Below are 22,859 nucleotides of genomic sequence, written 5' to 3'. Positions count from 1 at the left end.
ACCTACACGCCGGGCCCGGGCCCGGCATCCGCGGGCGGCCGAACGGCTCAGCCGCGCGGCGTGAGCTCCGCCATCTCCGACCAGCCCTGGCCGGGGATCTCCACGTTGATGATCTGCGGGGTCTCGGCGATGTGGTCGGGCATCCACGCCATGGCGGTCCGGAAGTGCTCGGAGTTCACGTGCTCCTCGCCGGCCTCGGGCGAGGCGAAGCCCTCGACCAGGACGTACTGGTGCGGGTTGTCCACGCTGCGGGACCACTCGAACATGACGTTGCCCGGCTCCGCGCGGGTGGCCTCGGTGAACTCCCGGACGCTGTCGAGCCAGCCCTCGCTGCACTCCGGCTTGAGGGTGAACTTGACGACGATGAAGATCATGGATGCTCCAGTCGGATGAGGTCCGGATGGTCGGTTCCGGTCGGGGAACGCGTCCTCATCGTCGCGCGCGGGCCGGCGTCCGGCGAACGCGGACGGCCCGGTTTCCGGCCCTGCCGGAAACCGGGCGGCCGGGCGGTCACGCGGTCAGGGCGGCGGCCTGGGCGCGCAGCTCGGTGAGGGCCAGCCGCAGCAGCGGGTGGCCCTCGCTGCCCCGGCGCACCGCGGTGAACACCCGCCGGACCGGGCCGGGCCCGCGCAGCGGGCGGACGGTGGGGGTGAGGGCCGGGCGGATGCCGTGCAGGGCCGACCGGGGCACCAGGGCGACGCCGGCGCCGACCGCGACCAGCGCGCACACCGCGGAGTAGTCGTCGGACAGGCACTCCACGCGCGGCAGGAACGCGGCCTCCTCGCAGGCCCGCAGCACGGCCTCGTGCACCGGGTTGCCGGGCCACGGGGTGATCCACGGGTCGTCGCGCAGGTCCGTCAGGCGGACCTCGGGCGCGCCGGCCAGCCGGTGCCCGGGCGGCAGGACGGCGTCGAAGGGCTCCTCGTAGAGAGGGGCGAGCAGGAGGCGGGCGCCGGCGCCGCTGAGCGAGTCGCGGTGTTCGACGGCGACGGCGATGTCGACCTCCCCGTCGGTGAGCAGCCGGGCGGCGGTGTGGCCCTCGGCGTCCTTGACCCGGACCCGCACCTGGGGGGCGCGCCGGTGCAGGGCCGCCAGGGCGGGGGCGACGACCTCGGTGATGGAGGTGGCGAACGCGGCGACGGCGACCTCGCCGGCCAGGCCGGTGGAGCAGCGGGCCAGGTCGGCCTCGGCCCGCTCCAGCTGGGCGGCGATCTCGGCGGCGTGCTGCGCCAGGACCGCGCCGGCGGCGGTGAGCCGTACGGTGCGGCCGCGCCGCTCGACGAGGGCGTGCCCGGTCTCGGCCTCCAGCGCGGTCAGCTGCTGGGAAACGGCGGAGGGCGACAGGTAGAGGGCGTGGGCGGCGGCGGTGACGGTGCCGTGGTCGGCGAGGGCGCGCAGCACGCGCAGGCGGCGGGGGTCGATCACCCGTCCACTATGCGGCCTGTGAAGCGCTGCTTCACAACCCTTCCCGGATAATGTTGATGGACTTCACAGCTCCGGAACAGCAAAGTGTGCACTCATGAAGGCATTGGTGAAGACCCACGCCGGACCGGGGCTCGAACTGACCGAGGTGCCGACCCCCGAGGCCGGCCCGGGGCAGGTGCTGATCAAGGTTCTGCGCACCGGCATCTGCGGGACCGATCTGCACATCGAGAGCTGGGACGAGTGGGCCGCCCGCGAGGTGCGGGCCCCGCGCGTGCTCGGGCACGAGTTCGCGGGCGAGGTCGTGGCCACCGGTCCCGGCGTGTCGGCGGTGCGCGAGGGCGACATCGTCAGCGGCGAGGGCCACCTGGTCTGCGGCACCTGCCGCAACTGCATGGCCGGCCGCCGGCACCTGTGCATCCGCACCGTAGGCCTGGGCATCCACATCGACGGTGCCTTCGCCGAGTACGTGGTGCTGCCCGAGTCCAACGTGTGGGTGCACCGCCACGAGATCGACATCGACGTCGCGGCCATATTCGACCCGTTCGGCAACGCGGTCCACACGGCGCTGGCCTTCCCCGTCCTGGGCGAGGACGTGCTGATCACCGGCGCCGGCCCGATCGGCATGATGGCCGCCGCGGTGGCCGCCCACGCCGGCGCCCGGTCCACGGTGATCACCGACGTCAGCGCGTACCGGCTGGAGCTGGCGCGCAAGATGGGCGCCACCGTCGCCCTCGACGTGAGCCGCGAGCGGATCGCCGACGTCATGCCGCGTCTGGGCATGACCGAGGGCTTCGACGTCGGCATGGAGATGTCCGGCCGCGCCGACGCCCTCCAGGACATGATCGCCACCATGTCGCCCGGCGGCCGGATCGCCGCGCTCGGCCTGCCCGCGGGCGAGGTGAGCATCGACATGGCCACCCTGGTCACCCGCATGCTGACGCTGCGCGGCATCTACGGCCGCGAGATGTTCGAGACCTGGTACGCCATGTCCGTCCTGCTCCGCAGCGGCCTGGACATCTCGCCGGTCATCACGCACCGCTTCGGCTTCGGGCAGCACGCCGAGGCCTTCGCCACCGCCCGCTCCGGGCAGTGCGGCAAGGTCGTGATCGACTGGACCCGGCCGGCGCTCTCCTGACCGGCCACCCGACCGCCTTCCCGGCCGGCGTCCCACGCCGCAGCACCACCGAGACGAGGAGTCCTTCCGTGTTCGACAGCATGCGCGAGCACCTGCGCACCGAGTTGCAGGAGATCCGCGACGCCGGGCTGTACAAGTCCGAGCGCGTGATCACCAGCCCCCAGTCCGCCGCGATCCGGGTCGGCGACGGCGGGGAGGGCGGGCAGGTCCTGAACTTCTGCGCGAACAACTACCTCGACCTGGCCGACCACCCCGAGGTGATCGCGGCCGCCAAGCAGGCGCTCGACGACTGGGGCTTCGGCATGGCCTCGGTCCGCTTCATCTGCGGCACCCAGGCCCCGCACAAGGAGCTGGAGCGGCGGATCTCGGAGTTCCTGGGCACCGAGGACACGATCCTCTACAGCTCGTGCTTCGACGCCAACGGCGGTGTCTTCGAGACCCTGCTGTCCGCCGAGGACGCGGTGATCTCCGACGAGCTCAACCACGCCAGCATCATCGACGGCATCCGCCTGTCGAAGGCGGCCCGGTTCCGCTACCGCAACCGCGACATGGCCGACCTGGAGCGCTGCCTGAAGGAGGCCGAGGGCAGCCGGCACAAGCTGATCGTCACCGACGGCGTGTTCTCCATGGACGGCTACATCGCGCCGCTCGACGAGATCTGCGACCTGGCCGAGCGCTACGGCGCCCTGGTCATGGTCGACGACTCGCACGCCGTGGGCTTCGTCGGCGAGGAGGGCCGCGGCACGCCCGAGCTGTTCGGCGTGACCGACCGGGTCGACATCGTCACGGGCACCCTCGGCAAGGCGCTGGGCGGCGCCAGCGGCGGCTACGTGGCCGCCCGCGCCGAGATCGTGGAGCTGCTGCGCCAGCGCTCCCGGCCGTACCTGTTCTCCAACTCCCTCGCGCCGTCCATCGTGGGCGCCTCGCTGCGCGTGCTCGACCTGCTGGCGGAGTCCGGCGACCGGCGGGCGCGGCTGCGGGAGAACACCAAGCTGTTCCGCGCCGAGATGGCCGCGGCCGGCTTCGAGGTGCTGCCCGGCGAGCACCCCATCACCCCGGTGATGGTCGGCGACGCCGCGCTGGCCGGCCGCATGGCCGCCGAGCTGCTGGAGAAGGGCATCTACGTGATCGCCTTCTCCTACCCGGTGGTGCCGAAGGGCAAGGCCCGCATCCGGGTGCAGCTCTCCGCCGCGCACAGCCGCGAGGACGTGCTGCGTACGGTCCAGGCGTTCCGCGAGGTCCGCGACGCACTCGACGCGTCCTGAGCATCACCGCTCGACACTGTCAACCACGGGCCCGGCCGGGACGGCGAAATGTCGCCATGAACGGCCGGGCCTGAGTGCGTCCGTGACACGGCGCCGGGCAGGGGACGTCAAGCGCGCAGCAGCCGTTTCTGCACCGACTCCAGGGGGCCGTGGCGGAAACGGCGCAGCCACAGCGTCGCGCCCGCCGTGAGGACCAGGCAGACCGCCGCCCACAGGCCGATCACCCACCACGGGCCGGTGCCGCCCAGGCGCTCGGCCAGGCCCAGGCCGATGCCGTAACAGGCCAGGACGCACAGCACGTTCTGCAGGACGTAGCAGGACAGGGCGGTACGGCCCACCGAGGTCAGGCCGCGCGTGAGGGGCCCGGGGGCGCGGACGCGGCCGGCGATCGCGCCGATGAGGCCGATGTAGCCGACGGCCACGAGCGGGGCGGCGCCGTACCGGCCCAACAGGATGAAGTCGTCGCCGGCCACGGCCACCGCGGCGTTGAGCGGAAGTCCGAGGCCCAGGCCCCAGCCGAGCATGCGGGCGCGCAGCCGCCGTCCGGTGGCGCCGGGCGCGAAGGCCCCGGCCCGGTACAGCCGTACGCCCAGCAGGAAGAGGAAGACCAGCAGGCCGAAGGAGAGCACCGGCTCCAGGCGCAGGACGGCGGCGTGCTCCAGGCGGAAGGCGATCTGCGCGGGGTAGTCGCCGTGGGCGTACAGCTCGACGACGTGCGGATCGGTGCCGCCGGCGGTGCCCTCGCCGCCCCGCCCGGCGGTGGCCATGGCCACGGTGAGCAGGGTCATGAACGCCACGTGCAGCGCGCCCGCCGTCCACATCACCGCGGTGCGGCAGCGTGCGGAGCGGGTGAGCAGCCAGGCGACCACCAGGGCGGTGACGGCGTAGCCCATGAGGACGTCCCAGGCGAAGACGAGCACGAAGTGCACCGTGCCCTCGGCGAACAGGAACAGCGCCCGCCACCGGTAGCGGCCCGGCCAGGGCCGGCCGCGGGTGGTGGCGGAGGCGTGCTGGATGGCCAGGCCCACGCCGAACAGCATGGTCAGCAGGGCGAGGAACTTGCCGTCGGCCAGGAACCGGAAGAGGGCTTCGGCGGCCGTCGCGGGCGAGGGCGCGGACAGCAGGCGGCGGGCGGCTGCCCCGGTGCCCTCGGAGAGAGCGCCCCACTCGGCACCGGGGCCGCTGAAGATCCACACGTTGGTCATCAGCGTGCCCAGGACGGCGACGCCCCGCAGCAGGTCGAGGAGCGGCTGCCGGCCGCCGGGCCGGGCCGCGCCGGACGGTGGCGCGGCGGCCGGGACGGGGGCGGTGGGCAGGGTGCCGGACAAGGGTCCTCCCGGGACGAGGGCGTACGAGCAGGGATCCGCGCAGCTGAGGGGGTTTCATCGTCGCCGTCCGCGGCGGTCCCCGGCCTCGTCGCGGAAGGTGAATCGGCGCTGCAACCTTCGATGTACCGGTCGGCGTCAGGGGGTGGGCGCAAGGCGGTTTCCGGACAGCACCCGGTCCGGATGTGCCGAGGGAAAATGCCAAAACCGTCACCGCCGCCGTGCAGAATCGATTACCTTCCGTCGCAGGCGACACGCCGCAGGTGATCACCACCCGTACGAGTGTGGAGAGGATCGTGTGACCGGTATCGACGGGTGTCTGGCCGACGCCATGACCGTCCCGGGGGCACGGGGAGCGAGCCTGGTGGACTGGACCAGCGGGCTCGCCCTGGGGGCGGTGGGCACGTGGCCGGACGGCGACCCGGAGGGCGCGGCCGCGGAGGCGGCCGAGCTGGCCCGGACCGCCTTCGAGAACTTCGCGCCGGCGGCCCCCGCCGCACCCGCACCGGCCGGCGCCCCGGTGGAGGAGCTGGTCGTGACGGCGCGGGACAGCTACCACCTCATCCGCTTCGTGGAGACGTCCTTCGACTCCAGCGTCTTCGTCCACCTCTGGCTGGACCGCACCGAGGCCAACCTGGCCATGGCGCTGTTCCGGCTGCGGGACGTCACCGCCCGGCTGGTGCCGGCGTGAGCGCCGACGGCGGCATACCCGCCGCCTTACCCGCCGCGGCCGCCCCGCCCGGCGACCCCGCCCTCGACACCCTCGACCGGCTGGCCGCCGAGCGGGCCACCGGCGCCCTGCACGGCCGGGGCGGCGCCCTCTACCTGGCCGACGGCGTCGTCGTGCACGCCGAGAGCCACGCCGTCCCCGACGTCGGCTGCCGGCTGACCGTGGGCGGCCGGCTCCCGGCCGAGTGCTGGGAGGAGGCGGTGGCGCGCGGCGGCCCCGGCCACGGCGCGGGCCGCTTCCTGGTCGAGCACGGCCGGCTCACCGCCGGCGAGCTCGAACTGTGCCACCTGAGCGCCCTGTTCGACGCCGCCTATTTCGTGCTGTGCCCGCTCGACCGCACCCAGCGGGGGCCCCAGCGCTTCCTGCGGGAGGCCCGGCACTGGTTCGGCCCCGTCCGGCCGGTCCCGGTGCCGCTGCTGCGGCGCGAGACCGCGCGCCGCGCCCGGCTGCTGGAACGCGCCTGGCCGCGGCCGGAGGTGGACACCTCGCCGGTGGTCCCCGTGGCCGGCCGCGCCGCCCGGGAGACGGCAGCCCGTGGGCGGGGCGCGGTGCTGGCCGCCGCCGACGGGCAGCGCACGCCCCTCCAGATCGCCTGCACCCTCGGCCGGTCCGCCTTCACCACCCTCCTCGACGTCCGGCGGCTGGCGGCGGCGGGCCTGGTACGGACCCCGGAGCGGGGCGCCCCGGCCGCCCCCGCCCCACCACGCCCCGGGACCGCCGCGGCTCCGGACATCACCCTGCTCTACCGGATCCGTGACGCATTGGAGGCTCTGTGAGGCGCGCCCTCCGACAGCTCACCGGAAGGAGACAGCCGATGACCCCCGCACCCGAGGTGCTCGCCGAACTCGAGGGCCTCCGGGCCCGTGTCCCCCACCTGACGGGCGCGCTGGTGGCGAGCACGGACGGGCTGGTCGTCGCCCACCTCGTCACCGGGATGGAGCCGGACGGGGTGGCGGCGCTCACGGCCGCCGCCCTGGGCGTGGGCGCCCGGCTGACCGACGCGGTGGGCCACGGCGGCTTCCGCGAGCTCGTGGTGCGCGGGGACCACGGCTACGTGGCCACGTACGCCGCCGGGCCCTCCTGCGTCCTGACCCTGCTCGCCGCGGCCGACGCCAACGTGGGCCGCCTCAACCTGGAGGCCCGCCGCTCGGGAGCACGCATCGCAGCGCTCGCCGGCGAGGCCCTCAATCGCACCCGCCTGTCCTGACCCCCGAAACCCCGTCCGACCACCTGACCAAAGGAATCGTCATGGCGAACACCGAAGCGGCCCTCAAGGACGCGATGAGCTCGATCGACGGGGCCCTGGGCGTGGCGCTCGTCGACTACGGCAGCGGCATGGCCCTGGGCACGCTGGGCGGCTCCCCGTCCTTCGACCTCACCGTCGCGGCGGCCGGCAACACCGACGTCGTCCGGGCCAAGCTCCGCACGATGGAGATGCTCGGCATCCAGGACTCCATCGAGGACATCCTCATCACCCTCGGCTCGCAGTACCACCTCATCCGGCTCCTCACGGGGCGCGGCGGCAACGGCCTGTTCCTCTACCTGGCGCTGGACGCCCAGCGCGCCAACCTGGCCATGGCCCGCCACCAGCTCAAGCGCATCGAGAAGGAGCTGGAGGTCTGAGCCGAATGGCGCAAAAGGAGCGCCTTTGCTCTCCCGGCTCGTTACACTCGCGGAGTCACAACCGCGTCCGGACCGTTCCCTTGTGCGGGGCCCCCGTCGGTGAGCCCGCGCACCCCCTTGTGTGTCCCCCTGTGTGTGAGGAGTGACGTCATGGCCGAGGTGAAGCTGATCGCGACGCCGCGTACCGAGTTCGGCAAGGGCGCCGCGCGGCGCACCCGCCGCGCGAACCGGGTGCCGGGCGTCATCTACGGCCACGGCGCGGACCCCAAGCACGTGGAGCTGGACGGCCACGCGCTGATGATGGCCCTCAAGACGCCGAACGTCCTGATCCACCTGGACGTCCAGGGCGGCAAGGGCGAGCTGGTCATCCCCAAGGCGGTGCAGCGCGACCCGCTCAAGGGGTTCCTCGTCCACGTGGACCTGCTGGCCGTGAAGAAGGGCGAGAAGGTCACGGTCGAGGTGCCGGTGGTCACCGAGGGCGAGCTCGCCCCGGGCGGCAACCTCCTGGAGCACCTGCTCAACGCCCTGCCGGTGGAGGCGGAGGCCACGCACATCCCCGAGTCCCTGACCGTCTCGATCGAGGGCCTGGAGGCCGGGCACGCCATCCACGCCTCGGACATCCCGCTGCCGCGCGGCTGTTCGCTGGCTGTCGAGCCGGACACGGGGGTGATCCAGGTCGTGGCGGCCCAGACCGAGGCCCCCGCCGAGGAGGAGGCGGAGGAGGAGGCCGAGGAGGCCCCCGCTGCGGCACCCGCCCCCGCGGCCGAGGGCTGACGGCTCAGCGCACCGCCTTCCCGGCCGGGAACAGCCGGGCCGCCGTGACGCGGTGCCGGTGGACGAGGATGTCGGTGGCGTCCGCGAGGGCGACCTTGCGCGGCGGGTCGGGGTAGGCGGTGCCGAACTCCCGGCTCGGCCGCGCCGTCCCGGCCCAGGAGCGGGCCGGCTCCGGTACGGTGCGCAGGTCCACGACGTAGTCCGGGGCACCGGCGCGCTCGCCGGCCCGGTCCAGGGTGCGCTCGTTGGTGCCGGGTTCCGCCGGCCCGACCGTGCGGGCCTCCACCTTGGTGCCGGCCGCGTCGGTCGTGGCGTTGAACGAGCCGGCGCCGAAGGTCTGGCGGACGCTGACGTACGAGCGGCCGAGCAGGTCGCGCAGGAAGGCGCCCTGCACGCGCGGGTAGCGCGGGTCGGTGCTGCTGTACGAGACGTGCCCGTTGTGCGCGGAGAGCAGGATCTTGGAGCCGGTGGTCCGCTGCCACCAGGCGACGTTGACGGCCATCTGCTCGTCGCGGTGGCGCATGGCGCGGGTGACGCCGGTCTCGTCCTCCAGGTCGAAGGCGTACTCGTCGGCCGTCTGGGAGATCGTCCGGGCGTGCTGCACCGCCCAGGCGCGGGCGTCGCGGTCGCCGTCCTCGGGCAGGGCCTGCAGGAGGCCGAGCGCCTCGCGGGCCCGCGCGGCGAGTTCGCGGCGCTCGGCGGGCGGCCGGTGCAGGAGGGCGGTCATCCGGTCCGCGGCGCCGGTGCCGGGGGCGGGGCGCAGCCCGCGGTAGAGAGCGGTGACGCGGGGCAGCAGGCCGGGGTGGTGGGCGCGCAGGTAGCCGGTCACGCCGTCGAAGGACTGGGGGCCGGCGTTGCCGATGTCGTCGCCCATGAAGCGCAGGGCGCGGGTGTGGTGGGTGTTCCAGTTGCGCATCCACTGGACGAGGTCCAGGTACTCCTGGGTGTTCCAGAAGGCGTAGTCGCGCTGGAACTCCTCGGCCATGATCTGCTCCGGGTCGCCCTCGCCCCGCGTCACGTAGGCGTCGAGGCGCAGGCCGGTGGTCCAGGGGACCTCCAGGGCGAAGGTGGAGAAGCCCTTCTCCTCCACGAGGTGGCGCAGCAGGCGGTGCTTGCCGGTGAAGAACTCGTGGGAGCTGTGGGTGGCCTCGCCGACGCCGACGACGGTGGCGTCGCCCACCATCGCGCCCAGCGGCCGCAGGTCGTCGAGGTCGCCCGCGGGGTCGGCGGTGCGCAGGGGGTGGGCGGCGCCGGCGAGGGCGGTGACGGGGTCGTCGCCGGTGCCGGGGTGCGGGGCGACGGCGGCGAGCGCTCCGGTGCACAGCAGGAGGACGAGGGAGAGGACGGTGCGGCGGGTGCGGGGTCGGTGGGGGCGCCGGGTGTCTGCCATGCCCTCAGCCTCGCGGTACCGACCGGAGCGTGACCATCCGTTCTGGTGGAGTCCTGGGGGTGGGGCAAACCCCCCGGCCGGCGTCAGTCGTGGGGCACGACGGCCACGGGGCAGGGCGCGTGGTGGATGCACGCCTGTGCCACCGCGCCGAGCCGTGGTACGAGGGCGGGCCGGTGCCGCCGGCGCCCGACGACCACCAGGGCGGCGTCCTCGGCGGCGTGCACCACGGCCTTGGCCGGGCTCTCCGGGCGGACGACGTGGGCGACGTCGACCCCGGGGTGGAGCTGCCGCCGGCGGCGCAGCAGCTCGGTCAGTTCGCGGTCGGCGTCGTCGGCGATCTCCCGGGCGATGTCGGGGTCGACGCCCCAGGGCGCGTACGCCTGGACGGGCAGGGGGCTGCCGTGCACGAGGCGCAGCGGCACGCCGCGTGCGGCGGCCGTGGCGAAGGCGAAGTCGAGGAGTCCGGGGCAGGGGCGGTCGAGGCTGATGCCGGCCACGACGCAGCCCCCGCCCGTGCGATCGTCGCTCGGGGTGTCGCTCCGTACGAGCACCACGGGGCACTCGCCCCGGCCGGCGACGTGCAGGCCGGTGTCGCCGAGGAAGAAGCTCTGCAGCCGGTCGAGGCCGCGGGAGCCGAGGACCAGGGCCGTGGACCGGCCGGCGGCGGCGAGCAGGGCGTCCGCGGGTTCCTCCGCCACCAGGTCCCCGGTGACCTCCAGGCCGGGGAAGCGGTCGAGGACCTCGGTGCGGGCGGCGTCCAGGATGCGACGGGCCCAGTGGTCGCGGTCCTTCTCGGGCGGTGTGCCGGCCGGCGCGGGCACGTGGAGGACCCAGGCGTGCAGCAGGCGCAGGCCCAGGCCGCGGCGCCGGGCCTCGGCCGCGGCCCAGTGCGCGGCGGCCAGGCTCGCGGGCGAGCCGTCGAGTCCGGCGGTGAGCGGCGCCGCCGGGGGATCCATGGTCACGGTCTGTCACCGCCTCCGGTGCGGGTCCTTCCCTTCCAGTGTCGGCCCCCGCGCGGGCGTTGCCGGGCACCGGCCGGCGGCGCAGGGTGGAGGCGGGGCCCGGACGGCCGGGGTACGGGCGGAGGTGGACGCGATGGCGGTGGAGCAGTCCGTGGTCACCGAGGCGTGGGCGGTGGAGCGTCCCGCGCCGGCCGCGCGGGGGCCGCTGCGCCGGGTGCGGCGGGCGGTGGGGCCGCCGGGGCCGGACGGCCTGCTGCTGGAGGTGGGGGCCTGCGGGGTGTGCCGTACGGACCTGCACCTGGCGGAGGGCGACCTGCCGCCGCGGGCGCCCGGCCGGGTGCCGGGCCACGAGATCGTCGGCCGGGTGCTGGCGGTGGGCGCGGCGGTGCGGGGGTTCGCCCCGGGCGACCGGGCGGGCGTCGCGTGGCTGGCGTGGACCTGCGGCACGTGCCGGTACTGCCGGGCCGGGCGCGAGAACCTGTGCCCGGCCGCGCGCTGGACCGGCTGGGACGTGGACGGCGGCTACGCGCGGCACGTGGTGGCCGACGCCCGGTACGCCTACCGGCTGCCGGAGGGGCCGCCGGACGAGGAGCTGGCGCCGCTGCTGTGCGCGGGGCTGATCGGCTACCGGGCGCTGGAGCGCGCGGAGCTGCCGCCGGGCGGCCGGCTCGGCGTCTACGGCTACGGGGCCTCCGCGCACCTCACGGCGCAGCTGGCGCTGGCGCGGGGCGCGACGGTGCACGTGCTGACGCGGTCGGCGGCGGCCCGGCGGCTGGCGCTCGAGCTGGGCGCGGCGTCGGCGCGGGACGCCGCGGAGGGCCCGCCGGAGCCGCTGGACGCGGCGATCCTGTTCGCCCCGGCGGGCGACCTGGTGCCGGTGGCCCTGGCGGCGCTGGACCGGGGCGGCACGCTGGCGGTGGCGGGCATCCACCTGACGGACGTCCCGCCGCTGGACTACGACCGCCACCTGTTCCGGGAGCGGACGCTGCGCAGTGTCACGGCCAACACCCGGGCCGACGGCCGGGCGTACCTGGCGGAGGTGGCCCGGCACCCGCCCGTGGTGCATGTGCGGCGCTACCCCTTCGAGGCGGCGGACGCCGCCCTGGCGGACCTGGCCGCCGGGCGGGTGACGGGCGTGGCGGTGCTGCTGGCCGGCCCGGGGTCCGGTCAGGTGCCGGGCTTGCGGCCGTAGACGTAGACGTTGTCGCCGTTCTTCAGCATCGACCAGTACGCCTTGGCGTCGCCGCGGCGCATGTTGACGCAGCCGTGGGAGCCGGGCGGCGACCAGACGCTGCCGTCGATGGAGTGGAACGCCTGCCCGCCGTCGAAGAACTGGCTGTAGGGCATGCGGACCTTGTAGAGCGTCGACCAGTGGTCGATGCTGCGCCAGTAGATCTTCTTGAGGCCGGTGCGGGTCTCGTAGCCGTCGCGGCCCGAGCGTATGGGCACGGGCCCGAGCTTCAGGCTCTTGCCGTCCTGGATCCAGCTCAGCTGCCGGGTGAGGTCGACGCAGGCTATGCGGCCCTTGTTGACGGGGCACGCGCCGGAGGCGTTGGGGTTGCTGCCGGCCTCGCGCTGGCGGGTCATCAGTTCCATCACGCCCCACGTCACCGAGCCGGCGTAGCCGGCGGCGGGGGTGATGCCGTGGGTGAGCTGGAAGTCGCGGATGGCCCGGCAGTCGGCGGGCGACTGCTTGCCGTCGGCCGTTCTGCCGAGGAAGCGTTCGACGTTCTTCTGCTGGGGGCCGGTGCCGGCGGTGCACGCCGCCGTGGCCGCCTGCGCGGTGCCCGCGCCCAGCGCCACGGTGAGCGGCACGGCCAGGGCGGCGGCGCCGAGCACGGCGCCGGTGCGGCGCCCGATCGTCCGTGAACTTGTCATGAACGATATGACCAACGAGGGGGCCGTCCGGTTGCGCTCCGGTGACGGCCGGACACACCGTCACCGAGCCGTCCGAAAGCCGTGGGACCTGCGGCTACCCGTGTTGCTGAATTGGCGTCAGTCCTGGCGTGGCCACTAGGATTCAGCGGTTTCGACAACGAGGAAGGGCGCCGTACATGGGCACCAAGTTCATTGAGGTGGACGCATCCCGCAAGGGTGAGCCGGGCGTGGAGGAGGGCGTCAAGACGATCGAGGTCGGCGGTCAGACGATCACGGCGCCGATCTACGTCCAGCGCATCGACTTCGATGACCTCGACCCCGAGGTGACCGAGGGTCTGACCACGGTGAAGTTCGCGGTCACAGTGACGGAGGAGATCGAGGAGCTGACGGGCGAGGTGGACGAGGATGGTTCGCCCCGCACCGAGCTGAAGGAGGTCCAGGTGCCCAAGTGGCTGGAGGTGGACCTGGGCAAGGAGTCCCTGGAGCAGTACGAGAAGGTCATGGCGCCCTTCTTCGCCGCTGCCCGGGAGACCGAGGCCCCGGTCGTGCCCGCGCCGCGCAAGCGCCGGAAGAAGTAGCTCCACCCGGCCGGGCCCCGGCCCGGCCGTCTCCCGTCATCAGGTCCCGTCACCAGGTCCGGCGGCTCCGGTGACCAGGTCTCACCACCAGGTGAGGGCCGACAGCAGGCCGATGCCGGCCACCGTCCAGGCGACGTAGTCGCCGACGTGGCCGGAGTGCAGGCGGCGCAGGGGGCCCGTCCAGCCGCCGGACGGCAGCAGGCGGCGCACCGCCGGCACGGCCAGGGCCACGGCGAGGGCCGCCGAGAGCAGGCCGAGGGCCACGCCCGGTCCCGTCCACCACTCCCCCTCGGCCGCCGGGGTGCTGTGGTGGGCGTCCAGCACGGCCGCCAGGTAGCCGGCGTGGTCGCCGAAGGCCGCCGCGGCCGTGGCCGTTCCTTCGGCCAGGCCCGGGATCGTGCCCACCGCGAGCGCGCCGGCCAGCAGCAGCACGGCGACGGTGATCATCGGTGCGGGCAGCCACCGCAGGAGGCCGCCGGTCTCGGGCTTCTCCTCGTCGCCCGCCGTCTCCTGCCGGCCGGGGCGCTCCTCCGGTACGGGACCGGCGCCGAGGAAGACGCCTGCCGCCACCCGCAGCACCGCGCCGCCGGTGACCGCCGAGACGGGCACGAACAGCAGCGGCAGCCAGTCCGCCTGCTCCTCCACCAGGGCCTTGCCCAGGGCCGTGCCGAACGGGGGCAGCCCGGCCAGGGCCAGCCCGCCGAGGGCGAACAGCAGCCCGAGGCGCCACGCGCCCCGTCCCCTGCCGTGCAGCTGGTGTTCGTCGACGCTGCCGTACCGGTCGAGCAGGATGCCGGTGACGGCGAACAGCGCCGCCTTGGTGCCGGCGTGGCCCAGCACGTACAGGCAGACCCCGGCCGTGGCGCCGTCGCTCATCAGGGCGAGGCCGGTGAGGAAGAGGCCGGTGTGGGCGACGGTGGAGAAGGCGAGCAGCCGTTTGAGGTGCCGTTGCTGCCAGCACATCACGGCCCCGGTCAGCGCGCTCGCCACGCCCAGGACGAGGAGGGTGCGGCGGAAGTGGGCGGCGGGGATGCCGCCGGGGCCGGCGAAGACGGTGGTGTGGACGCGGGCGACGCCGTAGACGCCCAGCTCGACCATGACGCCGGACAGCAGCATGGACACCGGCGTGGGCGCGACCGTGTGCGCGTCGGGCAGCCAGAAGTGGAAGGGCACGGCGGCGGCCTTGACCAGCAGCCCGGTGACCAGGAGCACGAAGGCGCCGGTGACCAGGGCGTCGGGGCCGCCGGCGGCGTCGAGCCGGCGGCCGGTCTGGGCCATGCCGAGTTCGCCGGTGCGCGCGTACAGCAGGCCGATGCCCAGCAGGGAGGCGTAGCCGCCGAGGGAGTTGAGGAAGCCGAAGGTGAGCGCGCCCTGCACCGGGCGGGGTTCCTCGACGCGGTAGCCGGTGAGGGCGTAGCCGACGGCGCCCATCAGCTCGAAGAAGACGAACGCGTCGAAGAGGTCGCCGGTGAGCGCGAAGCCGCACATGCCGGCCTGGAAGAGCAGGACGAGGGCGGGGAACGCTCCGGCGTGGCCGCGCGGCGGCTCCTCGAAGTAGCGCCAGGAGTAGGCGAGGACGGCGACGACCAGCAGGGAGGTCAGCGCGGCCAGGCCCAGGCCGACGCGGTCGCCGACCAGCACGATGCCGACGCCGGCGCCGTGGTGCGGCCGCCAGTCGCCGGCCCAGGTCACGGCGGTGCCGTGGGTGAGGACGAGGGCGCCCACGGCGAGCGCGGCCGAGCCGGCGGCGCAGGCGCAGCCCGCGGTCTCGGCGACGGCCCGGCGCACGTGCCGGCCCAGGGCCACCAGCAGGGCGGCGCCCAGCAGCGGCACGGCCACGATCAGCGGGAGCAGCCGTACCACGCCGTCAGCCCTTCAGTTCGGAGAGTTCGTCGGGGTCGACGGTGCCGTGCCCCTTGTCGACCTGGACGACCAGGGCGAGGAGCAGGGCGGTGACCGTGGCGCCGACGACGATGTCGGTCAGGGCGAGGGCCTGGACGACGGGGTCGACGACGGGGACGGAGGTGGGGACGTCGGAGAAGACGGGGGCGGTGGCGCCGCGGCGGTAGCCGACGGCCAGCAGCAGGACGTAGGTGGAGGACTGGGTGACGGACAGGCAGCCGACGGCGTGCACGAGGTTGCGGCTGGTGGCCATGCCGTAGACGCCGGCGAGGAAGAGCCAGGCGGCGGTGGCGTACGGCAGGGCGGCGAGCGGGCCCGTCACCGGTGGGCCTTCCGGTTGTCGGTGATCTCGATGGCCTGGTCGAGGAAGTGGGCGAGCAGCACGACGACGGCGGAGGCGACCTCCAGGCCCACGGCGGCGTTGAGCAGGGGGACGGTGCCGCCGGAGGCCATGGTGTTGAAGGTGCCGTGCGGCAGGACGTTGGCGAGGTAGGCGGAGCCGGCGAGCAGGCCGGCCCCGCCGAGGAGGACGTAGGCGGCCTCGCCGCTGCCGTCGACGAGCTCGAACAGGCCGAGGGGGCGGATGCGTTCGAGCGCGCGGTAGTCGGCGCCGACGTAGAGGAGGTGCAGGGCGGTGGCGATGACCACGCCGCCCTGGAAGCCCCCGCCGGGGCTGAGCTGGCCGTGGGCGACGATGTAGAGGCCGATGAGGAGGGTGACGGGGAGCAGGCCGGCGCCGTAGCGGCGCAGGGCGGCGGGGACGCGCTCGGGGCGGGGGCGGACGCGGTGCTCGTCGCGGGTCTGCCGGAGCAGGACGACGGTGCCGAGGACGGAGCCGAAGAGGATGCTCTCCTCGCCCAGGGTGTCCAGGGCGCGCTGGTCGAAGTTGACGGACGAGATGGTGTTGGCGGTCTGCTGCCGGAGGGAGGCGGCGACGGCGCGGGCGCCGTAGGGGTGCTGGTCGCCGCCGAAGCGCGGCAGGCCGGTGCCGGCGGCCACCATCAGGGCGGCGGTGCCGGCCAGCCCGGCGGCCAGCGCCCAGCGGCGCACCCGGCCGGTCATCCGTCCCGCTTCCGCCGGCGCCGGACCTTGCGCACCGTCAGCAGGATCATCAGCGGGGTCACGGCGGCGCCGACGCCGAGCTGGGACAGGCCGACGTCGGGGGCCTGGAGCACGGTGAAGAGCAGGGCGAGGCCGAGGCCGAGGAGGGAGAGGACGACGGCCTGGCGGGCGGGGTCGCGGGTGAGGACGGCGGCGCCGGCGGCGGCCGCGACGAACAGCAGGGTGAGGGTGACGAGGGCCGTGTCAGCCATGGCGCAGCGCCCGGGTGGTGACGGTGGCGCCGAGGCCCAGCAGCACGCCGATGACGAGCAGCTTGGCCATGGCCCGGCCGGGCCCGGTGGCCACGCACAGCGGCAGGACGGTCGCCGGGGTGGCGACGAGGGTCACCGGGGTGAGCAGCCGGGCGCCGGGCGGGCCCCCCTCGGGTTCGTCGTGGAGCTCCTCGGCGAGCAGGCGGACGAAGACGAGGGTGCCGGCCGGGCCGAGCACGCAGGTCACCAGCGCCAGGTCGACGTAGGAGGGGCGGCCGTAGCCCTGGGCGAGCAGCAGGAAGTCCAGGCAGAGGAGGAGGGTGGCCATGTTCTGGGCGGCCACGCGCCGCCCGGCCGTGCCGCGGGAGCCGGCCCACAGGCAGGGGCCGAGGCCGCCGGCGGTGAGGACGGCGGCGGCCACCAGCCAGCCGTTCACCGGCCGGCCACTGCCCGGCGGGCGCCATGGGCGGCGCAGGCGGCGGGCACCGCGCAGGCGGCGCCCACGGTCAGGTCGAGGGGTTCGGGGGTGGAGATGAACACCGTCCACAGCAGGGTGAGCCCGGCCCACCACGCGAGGACCTCCGCGGCCGTGGCCGCCGTGCCGCGCAGCACCTCGTGCACCTTCGCCTCCAGTCGCCCGTGAGAGCCCGGAACGCCCCGAGTATCGGTGATGTCCGCCGGGCGGAGGAAGAGGCGGAGGGCGCGTGTCGGCCGGCGGGCGGGGCGGAGCCGGGGACGAAAGGGGAGGTTTCAGCGCGGGGGCGGGGGGTTACCCGTCGTGTCTGAGCACGGCAGACCGGGCGGACCCTCCGAGCGACAGGTGAGAAGACGGCATGAGTGAGAAGGTTTCCGACCACCTCCTGGCGCGGCTGCGCGAATGGGGCGTGGAGCGGGTCTTCGGCTATCCGGGTGACGGCATCAACGGGCTGCTGGCCGCCTGGGAGCGGGCCGGTGACCAGCCCCGGTTCATCCAGGCCCGGCACGAGGAGATGGCGGCGTTCGAGGCCGTGGGCTACGCCAAGTTCAGCGGCCGGCTGGGGGTGTGCGCGGCGACCTCCGGGCCCGGCGCGATCCACCTGCTCAACGGCCTGTACGACGCGAAGCTGGACCACGTGCCGGTGCTGGCGATCGTGGGCCAGACGGCGCGGTCGGCGATGGGCGGCTCGTACCAGCAGGAAGTGGACCTGCACACCCTCTTCAAGGACGTCGCCTCGGCGTTCGTGGAGACGGTGACCGTGCCGGAGCAGCTGCCGAACGTGCTGGACCGGGCGGTGCGCACCGCGTACGCGCGGCGGGCCCCCACCGCCGTCATCGTCCACGCCGACGTGCAGGAGCTCGACTGGTCGCCGCCGCCGCACGCGTTCAAGATGGTGCCGTCCAGCATCGACCGCAGCGGCTGGCAGGCGGTGCCCTCGGAGGACTCCCTGGAGCGCGCCGCGGAGATCCTCAACGCGGGACAGAAGGTCGCGCTGCTGGTGGGCCAGGGCGCCCGCGGGGCGCGGCAGGAGGTCGAGCAGGTCGCCGAGGTGCTGGGCGCCGGGGTGGCCAAGGCGCTGCTGGGCGTGGACGTGCTCAGCGACGAGCTGCCGTACGTCACGGGCGCGATCGGGCTGCTGGGCACCCGCCCGTCGTACGAGCTGATGCGCGACTGCGACACCCTGCTGACGATCGGCTCGAACTTCCCGTACTCGCAGTTCCTGCCGGAGTTCGGGCAGGCCCGGGCCGTGCAGATCGAGATCGACCCGCACTTCGCGGGCCTGCGCTACCCCTACGAGGTCAACCTCATCGGTGATGCGCGGGCCACGCTGCTGCGGCTGATGCCGATGCTGAAGCGGAAGGACAAGCGGGGCTGGCAGAGCCAGGTGGTCTCCAACGTGGAGCGGTGGAAGGAGGTCATGGCGCGCCGCGCGGCGGTGTCGGCGGACCCCGTCAACCCCGAGCACGTGGCGCACGCCCTGTCCCCGCTGCTGCCCGACAACGCCATCCTCACCTCCGACTCGGGGTCGGTGGCCAACTGGTACGCCCGGCACATCGCCATGCGCGGCACGATGCGCGGCTCGCTGTCGGGCACGCTGGCCACGATGGGCTGCGGCGTGCCGTACGCGATCGGGGCGAAGTTCGCCCACCCCGAGCGGCCGGTGGTGGCGCTGGTGGGCGACGGGGCCATGCAGATGAACGGGCTGGCCGAGCTCATCACGATCGCCAAGTACCGGCACCAGTGGGAGGACCCGCGGCTGGTGGTGGGCGTGTGGAACAACCACGACCTGAACCAGGTGACGTGGGAGATGCGGGCGATGAGCGGCTCGCCGCAGTTCCTGCCCTCGCAGCAGCTGCCGGACGTGGACTACGCGGGCTTCGCCCGGTCGCTGGGCCTGCACGGGGTGCGGGTGGAGAAGCCGGACGAGGTCGCGGACGCGTGGCGGGAGGCGCTGGCGGCGAAGGGCCCGGCGGTGGTGGAGTTCGTCACCGACCCGGCCGTGCCGCCGATCCCGCCGCACGCCGACTGGAGCCAGATCGAGGCGACCGCCGCGTCCATCGTCAAGGGCGACACCGACCGGGCCGCCATGGTGCGGCAGGGCATCAAGGCCAAGATCCAGGAGTTCCTGCCGGGCCGCGGCAGGAAGCCGGGGTCCGGCGGCGACGCGGCGGGGAGGCACGGGCGGTGATGCGGGCGCGGGCGCGGGGGCGGCGCGGGCGCCGGGCGGCGGCCCGCGCGGCGTACGACGTCCGGTACGGCCGGCTCCAGCGGTCGCTGTCGCTGCTGACGGCCGCCGGGTCGGCGGTGACGGCCGCCGAGATCTTCCTGGAGCACGACCGGGCCGGGTTCGGCAACCGGGTGATGTGGTGGCCGGTGCTGCTCGGCCCGGTCGGCACGGCAGCCGGCGTGGCGGGGTGGCGCAGCGAGCGGTCGGCCCGGACGTGGCTGCCGCTGGCGTCGGCGGCCATCGTGGCCAACGGGCTCCAGGGCACGTACCTGCACGTGCGCGGCATCGCGCAGAAGCCGGGCGGCTGGCGCATGGCGCGCTACAACGTCGAGCTGGGGCCGCCGCTGTTCGCGCCGCTGCTGATGAGCATGGTCGGCGGCATGGGCCTGCTGGCCAGCGTGCTGCGGCGGGAGCGGTGAGGGAACCGGTGACGGGGACGGTGGGGTCATGGGGCGGATGAGGGCGTGGCCCGGGAAGGGCGCAGGCGCGGTGGGCCGGGCGGGCACCTGGGACCCGGTGACGGCCGGTGTGGTGCTGGCCCGGCTGGGGCCGCGGCACGAACCCGCGCTGCGCTTCTTCACCCCGCGCGAGGAGGCCGTGGCCGAGGCGCTGCTGGACCACGTCCTGGCCCGCTCCCCCGACGACCCGCCGGTGCCCGTGCTCACCGTCATCGACGACCGGCTGGCCACCGGCGAGTACGACGGCTGGCACTTCGCGGACCTGCCGCAGGACGCCGAGGCGTGGCGGCGGTCGCTGGCCGGCCTGGACGAGGACGCGCGGCTGCGGCACGACGGGCGGGGCTTCCCCGAGTCGGGGTACGGCGAACGGGACCGGCTGCTGCGGCACGTGCTCCAGCTGGGGTCCGGTGACTGGTACGGCATGCCGGCCGGGCACGTGTGGAAGCTGTGGACCCGCTACGCCTGCGAGGCGTACTACGCCCATCCGCACGCCTGGGACGAGATCGGTTTCGGCGGGCCCGCCTACCCGCGCGGCTACCTGCGGCTGGGGCGGGGGCTGCGCGAGCCGTGGGAGGAGCCGAGGTGAGCGGGCGGGCCGCGGCGCGGACCCTGTGGGAGTCGGCCCGCCCGCAGGGCGACGTACGCCGCCGCAACGCCTCGGCGTGGCTGCCGCACGTGACCGAGCTCAAGCGGGACATGCGGCGCTTCGCCGACTCCGACGAGGTCGACATGGTGGTGGTGGGCTGCGGTGCCGGCGGCGCCACCTTCACGCAGCGGCTGGCGCACGCCGGGTGGAAGGTGGTGTGCCTGGAGGCCGGCCCGTTCTGGGACCCGCAGAAGGACTGGGTCAGCGACGAGTGGGGCTCGCACCACCTGTACTGGAACGAGCCGCGCGTCGTGGGCGGCTCGCACCCGGTGCCCATGGGGTCGAACAACTCGGGCCGCGGGGTGGGCGGTTCGATGGTGCACTTCGCGGGCTTCGCGCCGCGCCTGCACCCGTCCGACTTCCGCGTGCGCTCGGGGGACGGCGTGGCGGCCGACTGGCCCCTGTCCTACGCGCAGCTGCGGCCGTACTACCAGCGGCTGGAGCGGGAGCTGCCGGTGGCCGGCCAGTACTGGCCGTGGGGCGACCCGCACCCGTACCCGCACCCGCCGCACCCGGTGAGCGGCAACGGCGAGGTGATGCTGGACGGCTGCGCGAAGCTGGGCATCGAGGCGCGGGTGGGCCCGGTGGCCATCGCCAACGGCCGTTTCGGCAACCGCCCGCACTGCATCTACCGGGGGTTCTGTCTCCAGGGCTGCAAGGTGGACGCCAAGGCGTCGCCGCTGATCACGCACGTGCCGGACGCGATCGCGCACGGCGCCGAGATCCGGGCCGACGCGATGGTCACCCGGATCGAGACGGACCGCGAGGGCCGCCGCGTCACCGGCGTGCGGTATGTGCGCGGGGGCCGGGAGTACGTGCAGCGGGCCGCGGCGGTGGCGGTGGCGGGCTACTCCATCGAGACGCCCCGGCTGCTGCTCAACTCCACGAGCCGCCGCTTCCCCGACGGGCTGTGCAACGACCACGACCTGGTGGGCCGGTACGTGATGGTGCAGGGCGCCCCGCAGACCGCCGGCCGGTTCGCGGAGGAGATCCGCATGTACAAGGCGCCGCCCCCGGAGGTGAGCACCGAGGAGTTCTACGAGACCGACCCCGCGAAGCCGTACGTGCGGGGCTTCTCGGTGCAGACCGTCTCCCCGCTGCCCATCATGTGGGCGGAGCACGTGGCCGAACAGGGCCACTGGGGCCCGGACCTGCGCAAGCGGATGACCGACTACACCCACTGGGCCACCCTCGGTGCCCTGTGCGAGTTCCTGCCGCAGGCGGAGAACCGGGTGACGCTCGCGGAGGAGACCGACCGGCACGGGCTGCCCGTGGCGCGCTTCGACCACAGCCAGTGCGCCAACGACGGACAGCTGATGGAGGCGTCGCGGAAGGTGATGGAGGAGATCCTGCGCGCCGCCGGGGCGACCGAGCTGATGACGGTGGAGCGGTACGCGCACCTGGTCGGCGGCTGCCGCATGGGCCGTACGGCCGAGGAGGGCGTGGTCGACGCGGACCTGCGGTCCTTCGCCGTCCCCAACCTGTTCATCACGGACGGCAGTGTGCTGCCGACCCAGGGCAGCGCCAACCCGGCGCTCACCATCATGGCGCTGGCCGACCGGGCCGCGTGCCGGCTGGCCGGGAAGGAGCCGCGATGAGCAGCGCCGACGGCACCGTCGAGGCCCTCGATGCGCGGGCCTACACCTTTCCCACCGACGCGCCCGAGGCCGACGGCACGCTGGCCTGGGACGCGACGACGCTGGTGCTGGCCGAGGCCCGCGCCGCCGGCCGGGCGGGGCTGGGCTGGACGTACGCGCCGGCCGACGCCGCCCACGTCGTCACCGGCCTGCTGCGCGACCAGGTCACCGGGCGCCCCGCCCTGGACATCGCCGGCGCGCACGAGGCGATGGTGCGCGCGGTGCGCAACGCGGGCCGGCAGGGCCTGGTGGCGTGCGCGCTGTCGGCGGTGGACCTCGCGCTGTGGGACCTCAAGGCCCGGCTGCTGGAGCTGCCGCTGGTGCGGCTGATCGGCGCGGTGACCGACGAGGTGCCGGTGTACGGCTCGGGCGGCTTCACCACGTACCACGACACGCATATGACGGCGCAGCTCAACGGGTGGGTGCACGGGCACGGCATCCCCCGCGTCAAGATCAAGATCGGCGAGTCGTGGGGCCGATCGGTGCCGCGCGACCTGGAACGCGTGCGGCACGCCCGGAAGACGGTGGGCCCGGACGCCGAGCTGTACGTGGACGCCAACGGCGCCTACACCCGCAAGCAGGCGGTGCGCGTGGCGCAGGCGCTGGCGGAGCTGGGCGTGGGCTGGTTCGAGGAGCCGGTCTCCTCGGACGACCTCCAGGGGCTGGCGCTGGTGCGGGACCTGAGCGCGTGCGACGTGGCGGCGGGCGAGTACGGCTACGACCTGGCGTACTTCGCCCGCATGGCGCCGGCGGTGGACTGCCTCCAGGCGGACGCCACGCGCTGCGGCGGGCTGACGGGGTGGCTGCGGGCGGCGGCGGTGGCGCAGGCGCACGGTCTGGAGGTGTCCGGGCACTGCGCGCCGCACGCGCACGCGCACGCCGCCGCGTGCGTGCCCAATCTGCGGCACCTGGAGTGGTTCCACGACCACGTGCGCATCGAGAGGACGTGGTTCACCGGCGGCCTGGACCCCACGGGCGGCAGCGTGCGGCCGGGCGCCGACGGGGCGCCGGGGCACGGCATGGCGTTCCGGACGGAGGAGGCGGCGGCGTACCGCGTCGTGTGAGTCGTGTGACGAGCCGCCGTACGAGCCGTGTGACGAGACGAGGAGCTTT

The 22,859-nt window shown here is 74.6% G+C and carries 26 protein-coding genes; 14 read left to right on the top strand and 12 right to left on the bottom strand.

Annotated elements, in window-relative coordinates:
- Positions 1 to 47: 47 nt before the first annotated feature.
- A complete protein-coding gene (locus IE305_RS23005; protein ID WP_190131584.1) occupies positions 48 to 374 on the bottom strand; it encodes a putative quinol monooxygenase in 327 nt (108 codons plus the stop codon).
- A 136-nt stretch (positions 375 to 510) separates the two neighbouring features.
- Positions 511 to 1,425 (bottom strand): LysR family transcriptional regulator, encoded by a 915-nt coding sequence (locus tag IE305_RS23000; RefSeq protein ID WP_190131583.1) that lies wholly within the window; start codon positions 1,423 to 1,425, stop codon positions 511 to 513.
- Positions 1,426 to 1,519: 94 nt separating this feature from the next.
- On the opposite strand from IE305_RS23000, the gene tdh reads away from it, so the two are divergent.
- Both tdh and IE305_RS22990 read left to right on the top strand, forming a co-directional pair.
- Positions 1,520 to 2,560 carry an L-threonine 3-dehydrogenase gene (tdh, locus tag IE305_RS22995; protein WP_190131582.1) on the top strand — a complete coding sequence of 347 codons (1,041 nt, stop codon included), beginning with the start codon at positions 1,520 to 1,522 and terminating at the stop codon, positions 2,558 to 2,560.
- A gap of 68 nt (positions 2,561 to 2,628) precedes the next feature.
- Positions 2,629 to 3,825 carry a glycine C-acetyltransferase gene (locus IE305_RS22990; protein ID WP_190131581.1) on the top strand — a complete coding sequence of 399 codons (1,197 nt, stop codon included), beginning with the start codon at positions 2,629 to 2,631 and terminating at the stop codon, positions 3,823 to 3,825.
- Positions 3,826 to 3,932: 107 nt separating this feature from the next.
- Here IE305_RS22990 and IE305_RS22985 read toward each other — a convergent pair whose 3' ends face one another.
- Complete coding sequence (locus tag IE305_RS22985) at positions 3,933 to 5,153, bottom strand: DUF418 domain-containing protein (protein ID WP_373311723.1); 1,221 nt, start codon at positions 5,151 to 5,153, stop codon at positions 3,933 to 3,935.
- Positions 5,154 to 5,448: 295 nt separating this feature from the next.
- On the opposite strand from IE305_RS22985, the gene IE305_RS22980 reads away from it, so the two are divergent.
- The 5 genes from IE305_RS22980 to IE305_RS22960 all read left to right on the top strand — a co-directional run bounded on the left by IE305_RS22980 (position 5,449) and on the right by IE305_RS22960 (position 8,277).
- On the top strand, positions 5,449 to 5,841 hold the full coding sequence (locus IE305_RS22980) for a hypothetical protein (RefSeq protein WP_190131580.1): 393 nt from the start codon (positions 5,449 to 5,451) through the stop codon (positions 5,839 to 5,841).
- Positions 5,838 to 6,656, top strand: coding sequence for a transcriptional regulator (locus tag IE305_RS22975; protein ID WP_308440272.1), 819 nt, complete (start codon positions 5,838 to 5,840; stop codon positions 6,654 to 6,656). The genes IE305_RS22980 and IE305_RS22975 overlap by 4 nt, the downstream gene beginning before the upstream one ends.
- A gap of 38 nt (positions 6,657 to 6,694) precedes the next feature.
- Positions 6,695 to 7,087, top strand: coding sequence for a roadblock/LC7 domain-containing protein (locus IE305_RS22970; RefSeq protein WP_190131579.1), 393 nt, complete (start codon positions 6,695 to 6,697; stop codon positions 7,085 to 7,087).
- A gap of 41 nt (positions 7,088 to 7,128) precedes the next feature.
- Entirely contained in the window at positions 7,129 to 7,503 is a 375-nt protein-coding gene (locus tag IE305_RS22965; RefSeq protein ID WP_190131578.1) for a hypothetical protein, read from the top strand.
- A gap of 150 nt (positions 7,504 to 7,653) precedes the next feature.
- On the top strand, positions 7,654 to 8,277 hold the full coding sequence (locus tag IE305_RS22960; protein WP_190131577.1) for a 50S ribosomal protein L25/general stress protein Ctc: 624 nt from the start codon (positions 7,654 to 7,656) through the stop codon (positions 8,275 to 8,277).
- A 4-nt stretch (positions 8,278 to 8,281) separates the two neighbouring features.
- On the opposite strand, the gene IE305_RS22955 is transcribed toward IE305_RS22960, so the two are convergent.
- Positions 8,282 to 9,667, bottom strand: a complete 1,386-nt coding sequence (locus tag IE305_RS22955) for an erythromycin esterase family protein (protein ID WP_190131576.1) — start codon at positions 9,665 to 9,667, stop codon at positions 8,282 to 8,284.
- Positions 9,668 to 9,750: 83 nt separating this feature from the next.
- On the bottom strand, positions 9,751 to 10,623 hold the full coding sequence (locus tag IE305_RS22950) for a universal stress protein (protein WP_190131667.1): 873 nt from the start codon (positions 10,621 to 10,623) through the stop codon (positions 9,751 to 9,753).
- A 139-nt stretch (positions 10,624 to 10,762) separates the two neighbouring features.
- Between IE305_RS22950 and IE305_RS22945 the strand changes: the two genes are divergently transcribed.
- Complete coding sequence (locus IE305_RS22945; protein WP_190131575.1) at positions 10,763 to 11,821, top strand: zinc-dependent alcohol dehydrogenase family protein; 1,059 nt, start codon at positions 10,763 to 10,765, stop codon at positions 11,819 to 11,821.
- Here the strand turns inward: IE305_RS22945 and IE305_RS22940 are convergent.
- Entirely contained in the window at positions 11,797 to 12,507 is a 711-nt protein-coding gene (locus tag IE305_RS22940) for a L,D-transpeptidase family protein (RefSeq protein WP_373311721.1), read from the bottom strand. The genes IE305_RS22945 and IE305_RS22940 overlap by 25 nt on opposite strands.
- A 176-nt stretch (positions 12,508 to 12,683) precedes the next feature.
- Between IE305_RS22940 and IE305_RS22935 the strand changes: the two genes are divergently transcribed.
- Entirely contained in the window at positions 12,684 to 13,085 is a 402-nt protein-coding gene (locus IE305_RS22935) for a hypothetical protein (protein WP_190131574.1), read from the top strand.
- 81 nt (positions 13,086 to 13,166) lie between these two features.
- Here IE305_RS22935 and IE305_RS22930 read toward each other — a convergent pair whose 3' ends face one another.
- The 6 genes from IE305_RS22930 to IE305_RS22905 are packed head-to-tail and all read right to left on the bottom strand — an operon-like array spanning position 13,167 to position 16,921.
- Positions 13,167 to 14,948 (bottom strand): complex I subunit 5 family protein, encoded by a 1,782-nt coding sequence (locus tag IE305_RS22930; protein WP_190131573.1) that lies wholly within the window; start codon positions 14,946 to 14,948, stop codon positions 13,167 to 13,169.
- 4 nt (positions 14,949 to 14,952) lie between these two features.
- Positions 14,953 to 15,309 (bottom strand): sodium:proton antiporter, encoded by a 357-nt coding sequence (locus IE305_RS22925; protein ID WP_268255947.1) that lies wholly within the window; start codon positions 15,307 to 15,309, stop codon positions 14,953 to 14,955.
- The gene (locus tag IE305_RS22920) at positions 15,306 to 16,049 is read right to left on the bottom strand and encodes an MnhB domain-containing protein (protein ID WP_190131572.1); all 744 of its coding nucleotides are present in this window, start codon (positions 16,047 to 16,049) and stop codon (positions 15,306 to 15,308) included. Before IE305_RS22920 ends, IE305_RS22925 begins: the two co-directional genes overlap by 4 nt.
- Positions 16,046 to 16,300 (bottom strand): hydrogenase subunit MbhD domain-containing protein, encoded by a 255-nt coding sequence (locus tag IE305_RS22915; RefSeq protein WP_190131571.1) that lies wholly within the window; start codon positions 16,298 to 16,300, stop codon positions 16,046 to 16,048. Before IE305_RS22915 ends, IE305_RS22920 begins: the two co-directional genes overlap by 4 nt.
- Positions 16,293 to 16,736 carry an MrpF/PhaF family protein gene (locus IE305_RS22910; protein WP_190131570.1) on the bottom strand — a complete coding sequence of 148 codons (444 nt, stop codon included), beginning with the start codon at positions 16,734 to 16,736 and terminating at the stop codon, positions 16,293 to 16,295. Before IE305_RS22910 ends, IE305_RS22915 begins: the two co-directional genes overlap by 8 nt.
- Positions 16,733 to 16,921 carry a hypothetical protein gene (locus tag IE305_RS22905; RefSeq protein WP_229891383.1) on the bottom strand — a complete coding sequence of 63 codons (189 nt, stop codon included), beginning with the start codon at positions 16,919 to 16,921 and terminating at the stop codon, positions 16,733 to 16,735. Before IE305_RS22905 ends, IE305_RS22910 begins: the two co-directional genes overlap by 4 nt.
- Positions 16,922 to 17,133: 212 nt before the next feature.
- Here IE305_RS22905 and IE305_RS22900 point away from each other — a divergent pair, with 212 nt between their 5' ends.
- From IE305_RS22900 to IE305_RS22880, 5 genes are read left to right on the top strand one after another with little or no spacing between them, the layout of a single operon-like run.
- Positions 17,134 to 18,966, top strand: coding sequence for a thiamine pyrophosphate-requiring protein (locus IE305_RS22900; protein WP_190131569.1), 1,833 nt, complete (start codon positions 17,134 to 17,136; stop codon positions 18,964 to 18,966).
- Positions 18,966 to 19,424: a hypothetical protein gene (locus tag IE305_RS22895; RefSeq protein WP_190131663.1), complete on the top strand. Its 459-nt coding sequence runs from the start codon at positions 18,966 to 18,968 to the stop codon at positions 19,422 to 19,424. The genes IE305_RS22900 and IE305_RS22895 overlap by 1 nt, the downstream gene beginning before the upstream one ends.
- 28 nt (positions 19,425 to 19,452) lie before the next feature.
- Complete coding sequence (locus IE305_RS22890; RefSeq protein ID WP_190131568.1) at positions 19,453 to 20,049, top strand: gluconate 2-dehydrogenase subunit 3 family protein; 597 nt, start codon at positions 19,453 to 19,455, stop codon at positions 20,047 to 20,049.
- Entirely contained in the window at positions 20,046 to 21,707 is a 1,662-nt protein-coding gene (locus IE305_RS22885; protein WP_229891381.1) for a GMC family oxidoreductase, read from the top strand. The genes IE305_RS22890 and IE305_RS22885 overlap by 4 nt, the downstream gene beginning before the upstream one ends.
- Positions 21,704 to 22,810 carry an enolase C-terminal domain-like protein gene (locus tag IE305_RS22880; RefSeq protein ID WP_190131567.1) on the top strand — a complete coding sequence of 369 codons (1,107 nt, stop codon included), beginning with the start codon at positions 21,704 to 21,706 and terminating at the stop codon, positions 22,808 to 22,810. Before IE305_RS22885 ends, IE305_RS22880 begins: the two co-directional genes overlap by 4 nt.
- The last annotated feature ends 49 nt before the right edge of the window (positions 22,811 to 22,859 follow it).

Source organism: Streptomyces mashuensis (assembly GCF_014654785.1).
In the GTDB taxonomy this organism is placed as follows: domain Bacteria; phylum Actinomycetota; class Actinomycetes; order Streptomycetales; family Streptomycetaceae; genus Streptomyces; species Streptomyces mashuensis.
This window is presented reverse-complemented; position numbering and strand designations above follow the sequence as displayed.

Coding starts and splice junctions, on each gene's coding strand:
- IE305_RS23005 (WP_190131584.1), bottom strand. CDS start 374: ATGATCTTCATCGTCGTCAAGTTCACCCTCAAGCCGGAGTGCAGCGAG.
- tdh (WP_190131582.1), top strand. CDS start 1,520: ATGAAGGCATTGGTGAAGACCCACGCCGGACCGGGGCTCGAACTGACC.
- IE305_RS22970 (WP_190131579.1), top strand. CDS start 6,695: ATGACCCCCGCACCCGAGGTGCTCGCCGAACTCGAGGGCCTCCGGGCC.
- IE305_RS22965 (WP_190131578.1), top strand. CDS start 7,129: ATGGCGAACACCGAAGCGGCCCTCAAGGACGCGATGAGCTCGATCGAC.
- IE305_RS22960 (WP_190131577.1), top strand. CDS start 7,654: ATGGCCGAGGTGAAGCTGATCGCGACGCCGCGTACCGAGTTCGGCAAG.
- IE305_RS22955 (WP_190131576.1), bottom strand. CDS start 9,667: ATGGCAGACACCCGGCGCCCCCACCGACCCCGCACCCGCCGCACCGTC.
- IE305_RS22950 (WP_190131667.1), bottom strand. CDS start 10,623: ATGGATCCCCCGGCGGCGCCGCTCACCGCCGGACTCGACGGCTCGCCC.
- IE305_RS22945 (WP_190131575.1), top strand. CDS start 10,763: ATGGCGGTGGAGCAGTCCGTGGTCACCGAGGCGTGGGCGGTGGAGCGT.
- IE305_RS22940 (WP_373311721.1), bottom strand. CDS start 12,507: ATGACAAGTTCACGGACGATCGGGCGCCGCACCGGCGCCGTGCTCGGC.
- IE305_RS22935 (WP_190131574.1), top strand. CDS start 12,684: ATGGGCACCAAGTTCATTGAGGTGGACGCATCCCGCAAGGGTGAGCCG.
- IE305_RS22920 (WP_190131572.1), bottom strand. CDS start 16,049: ATGACCGGCCGGGTGCGCCGCTGGGCGCTGGCCGCCGGGCTGGCCGGC.
- IE305_RS22915 (WP_190131571.1), bottom strand. CDS start 16,300: ATGGCTGACACGGCCCTCGTCACCCTCACCCTGCTGTTCGTCGCGGCC.
- IE305_RS22900 (WP_190131569.1), top strand. CDS start 17,134: ATGAGTGAGAAGGTTTCCGACCACCTCCTGGCGCGGCTGCGCGAATGG.
- IE305_RS22895 (WP_190131663.1), top strand. CDS start 18,966: ATGCGGGCGCGGGCGCGGGGGCGGCGCGGGCGCCGGGCGGCGGCCCGC.
- IE305_RS22890 (WP_190131568.1), top strand. CDS start 19,453: ATGGGGCGGATGAGGGCGTGGCCCGGGAAGGGCGCAGGCGCGGTGGGC.
- IE305_RS22880 (WP_190131567.1), top strand. CDS start 21,704: ATGAGCAGCGCCGACGGCACCGTCGAGGCCCTCGATGCGCGGGCCTAC.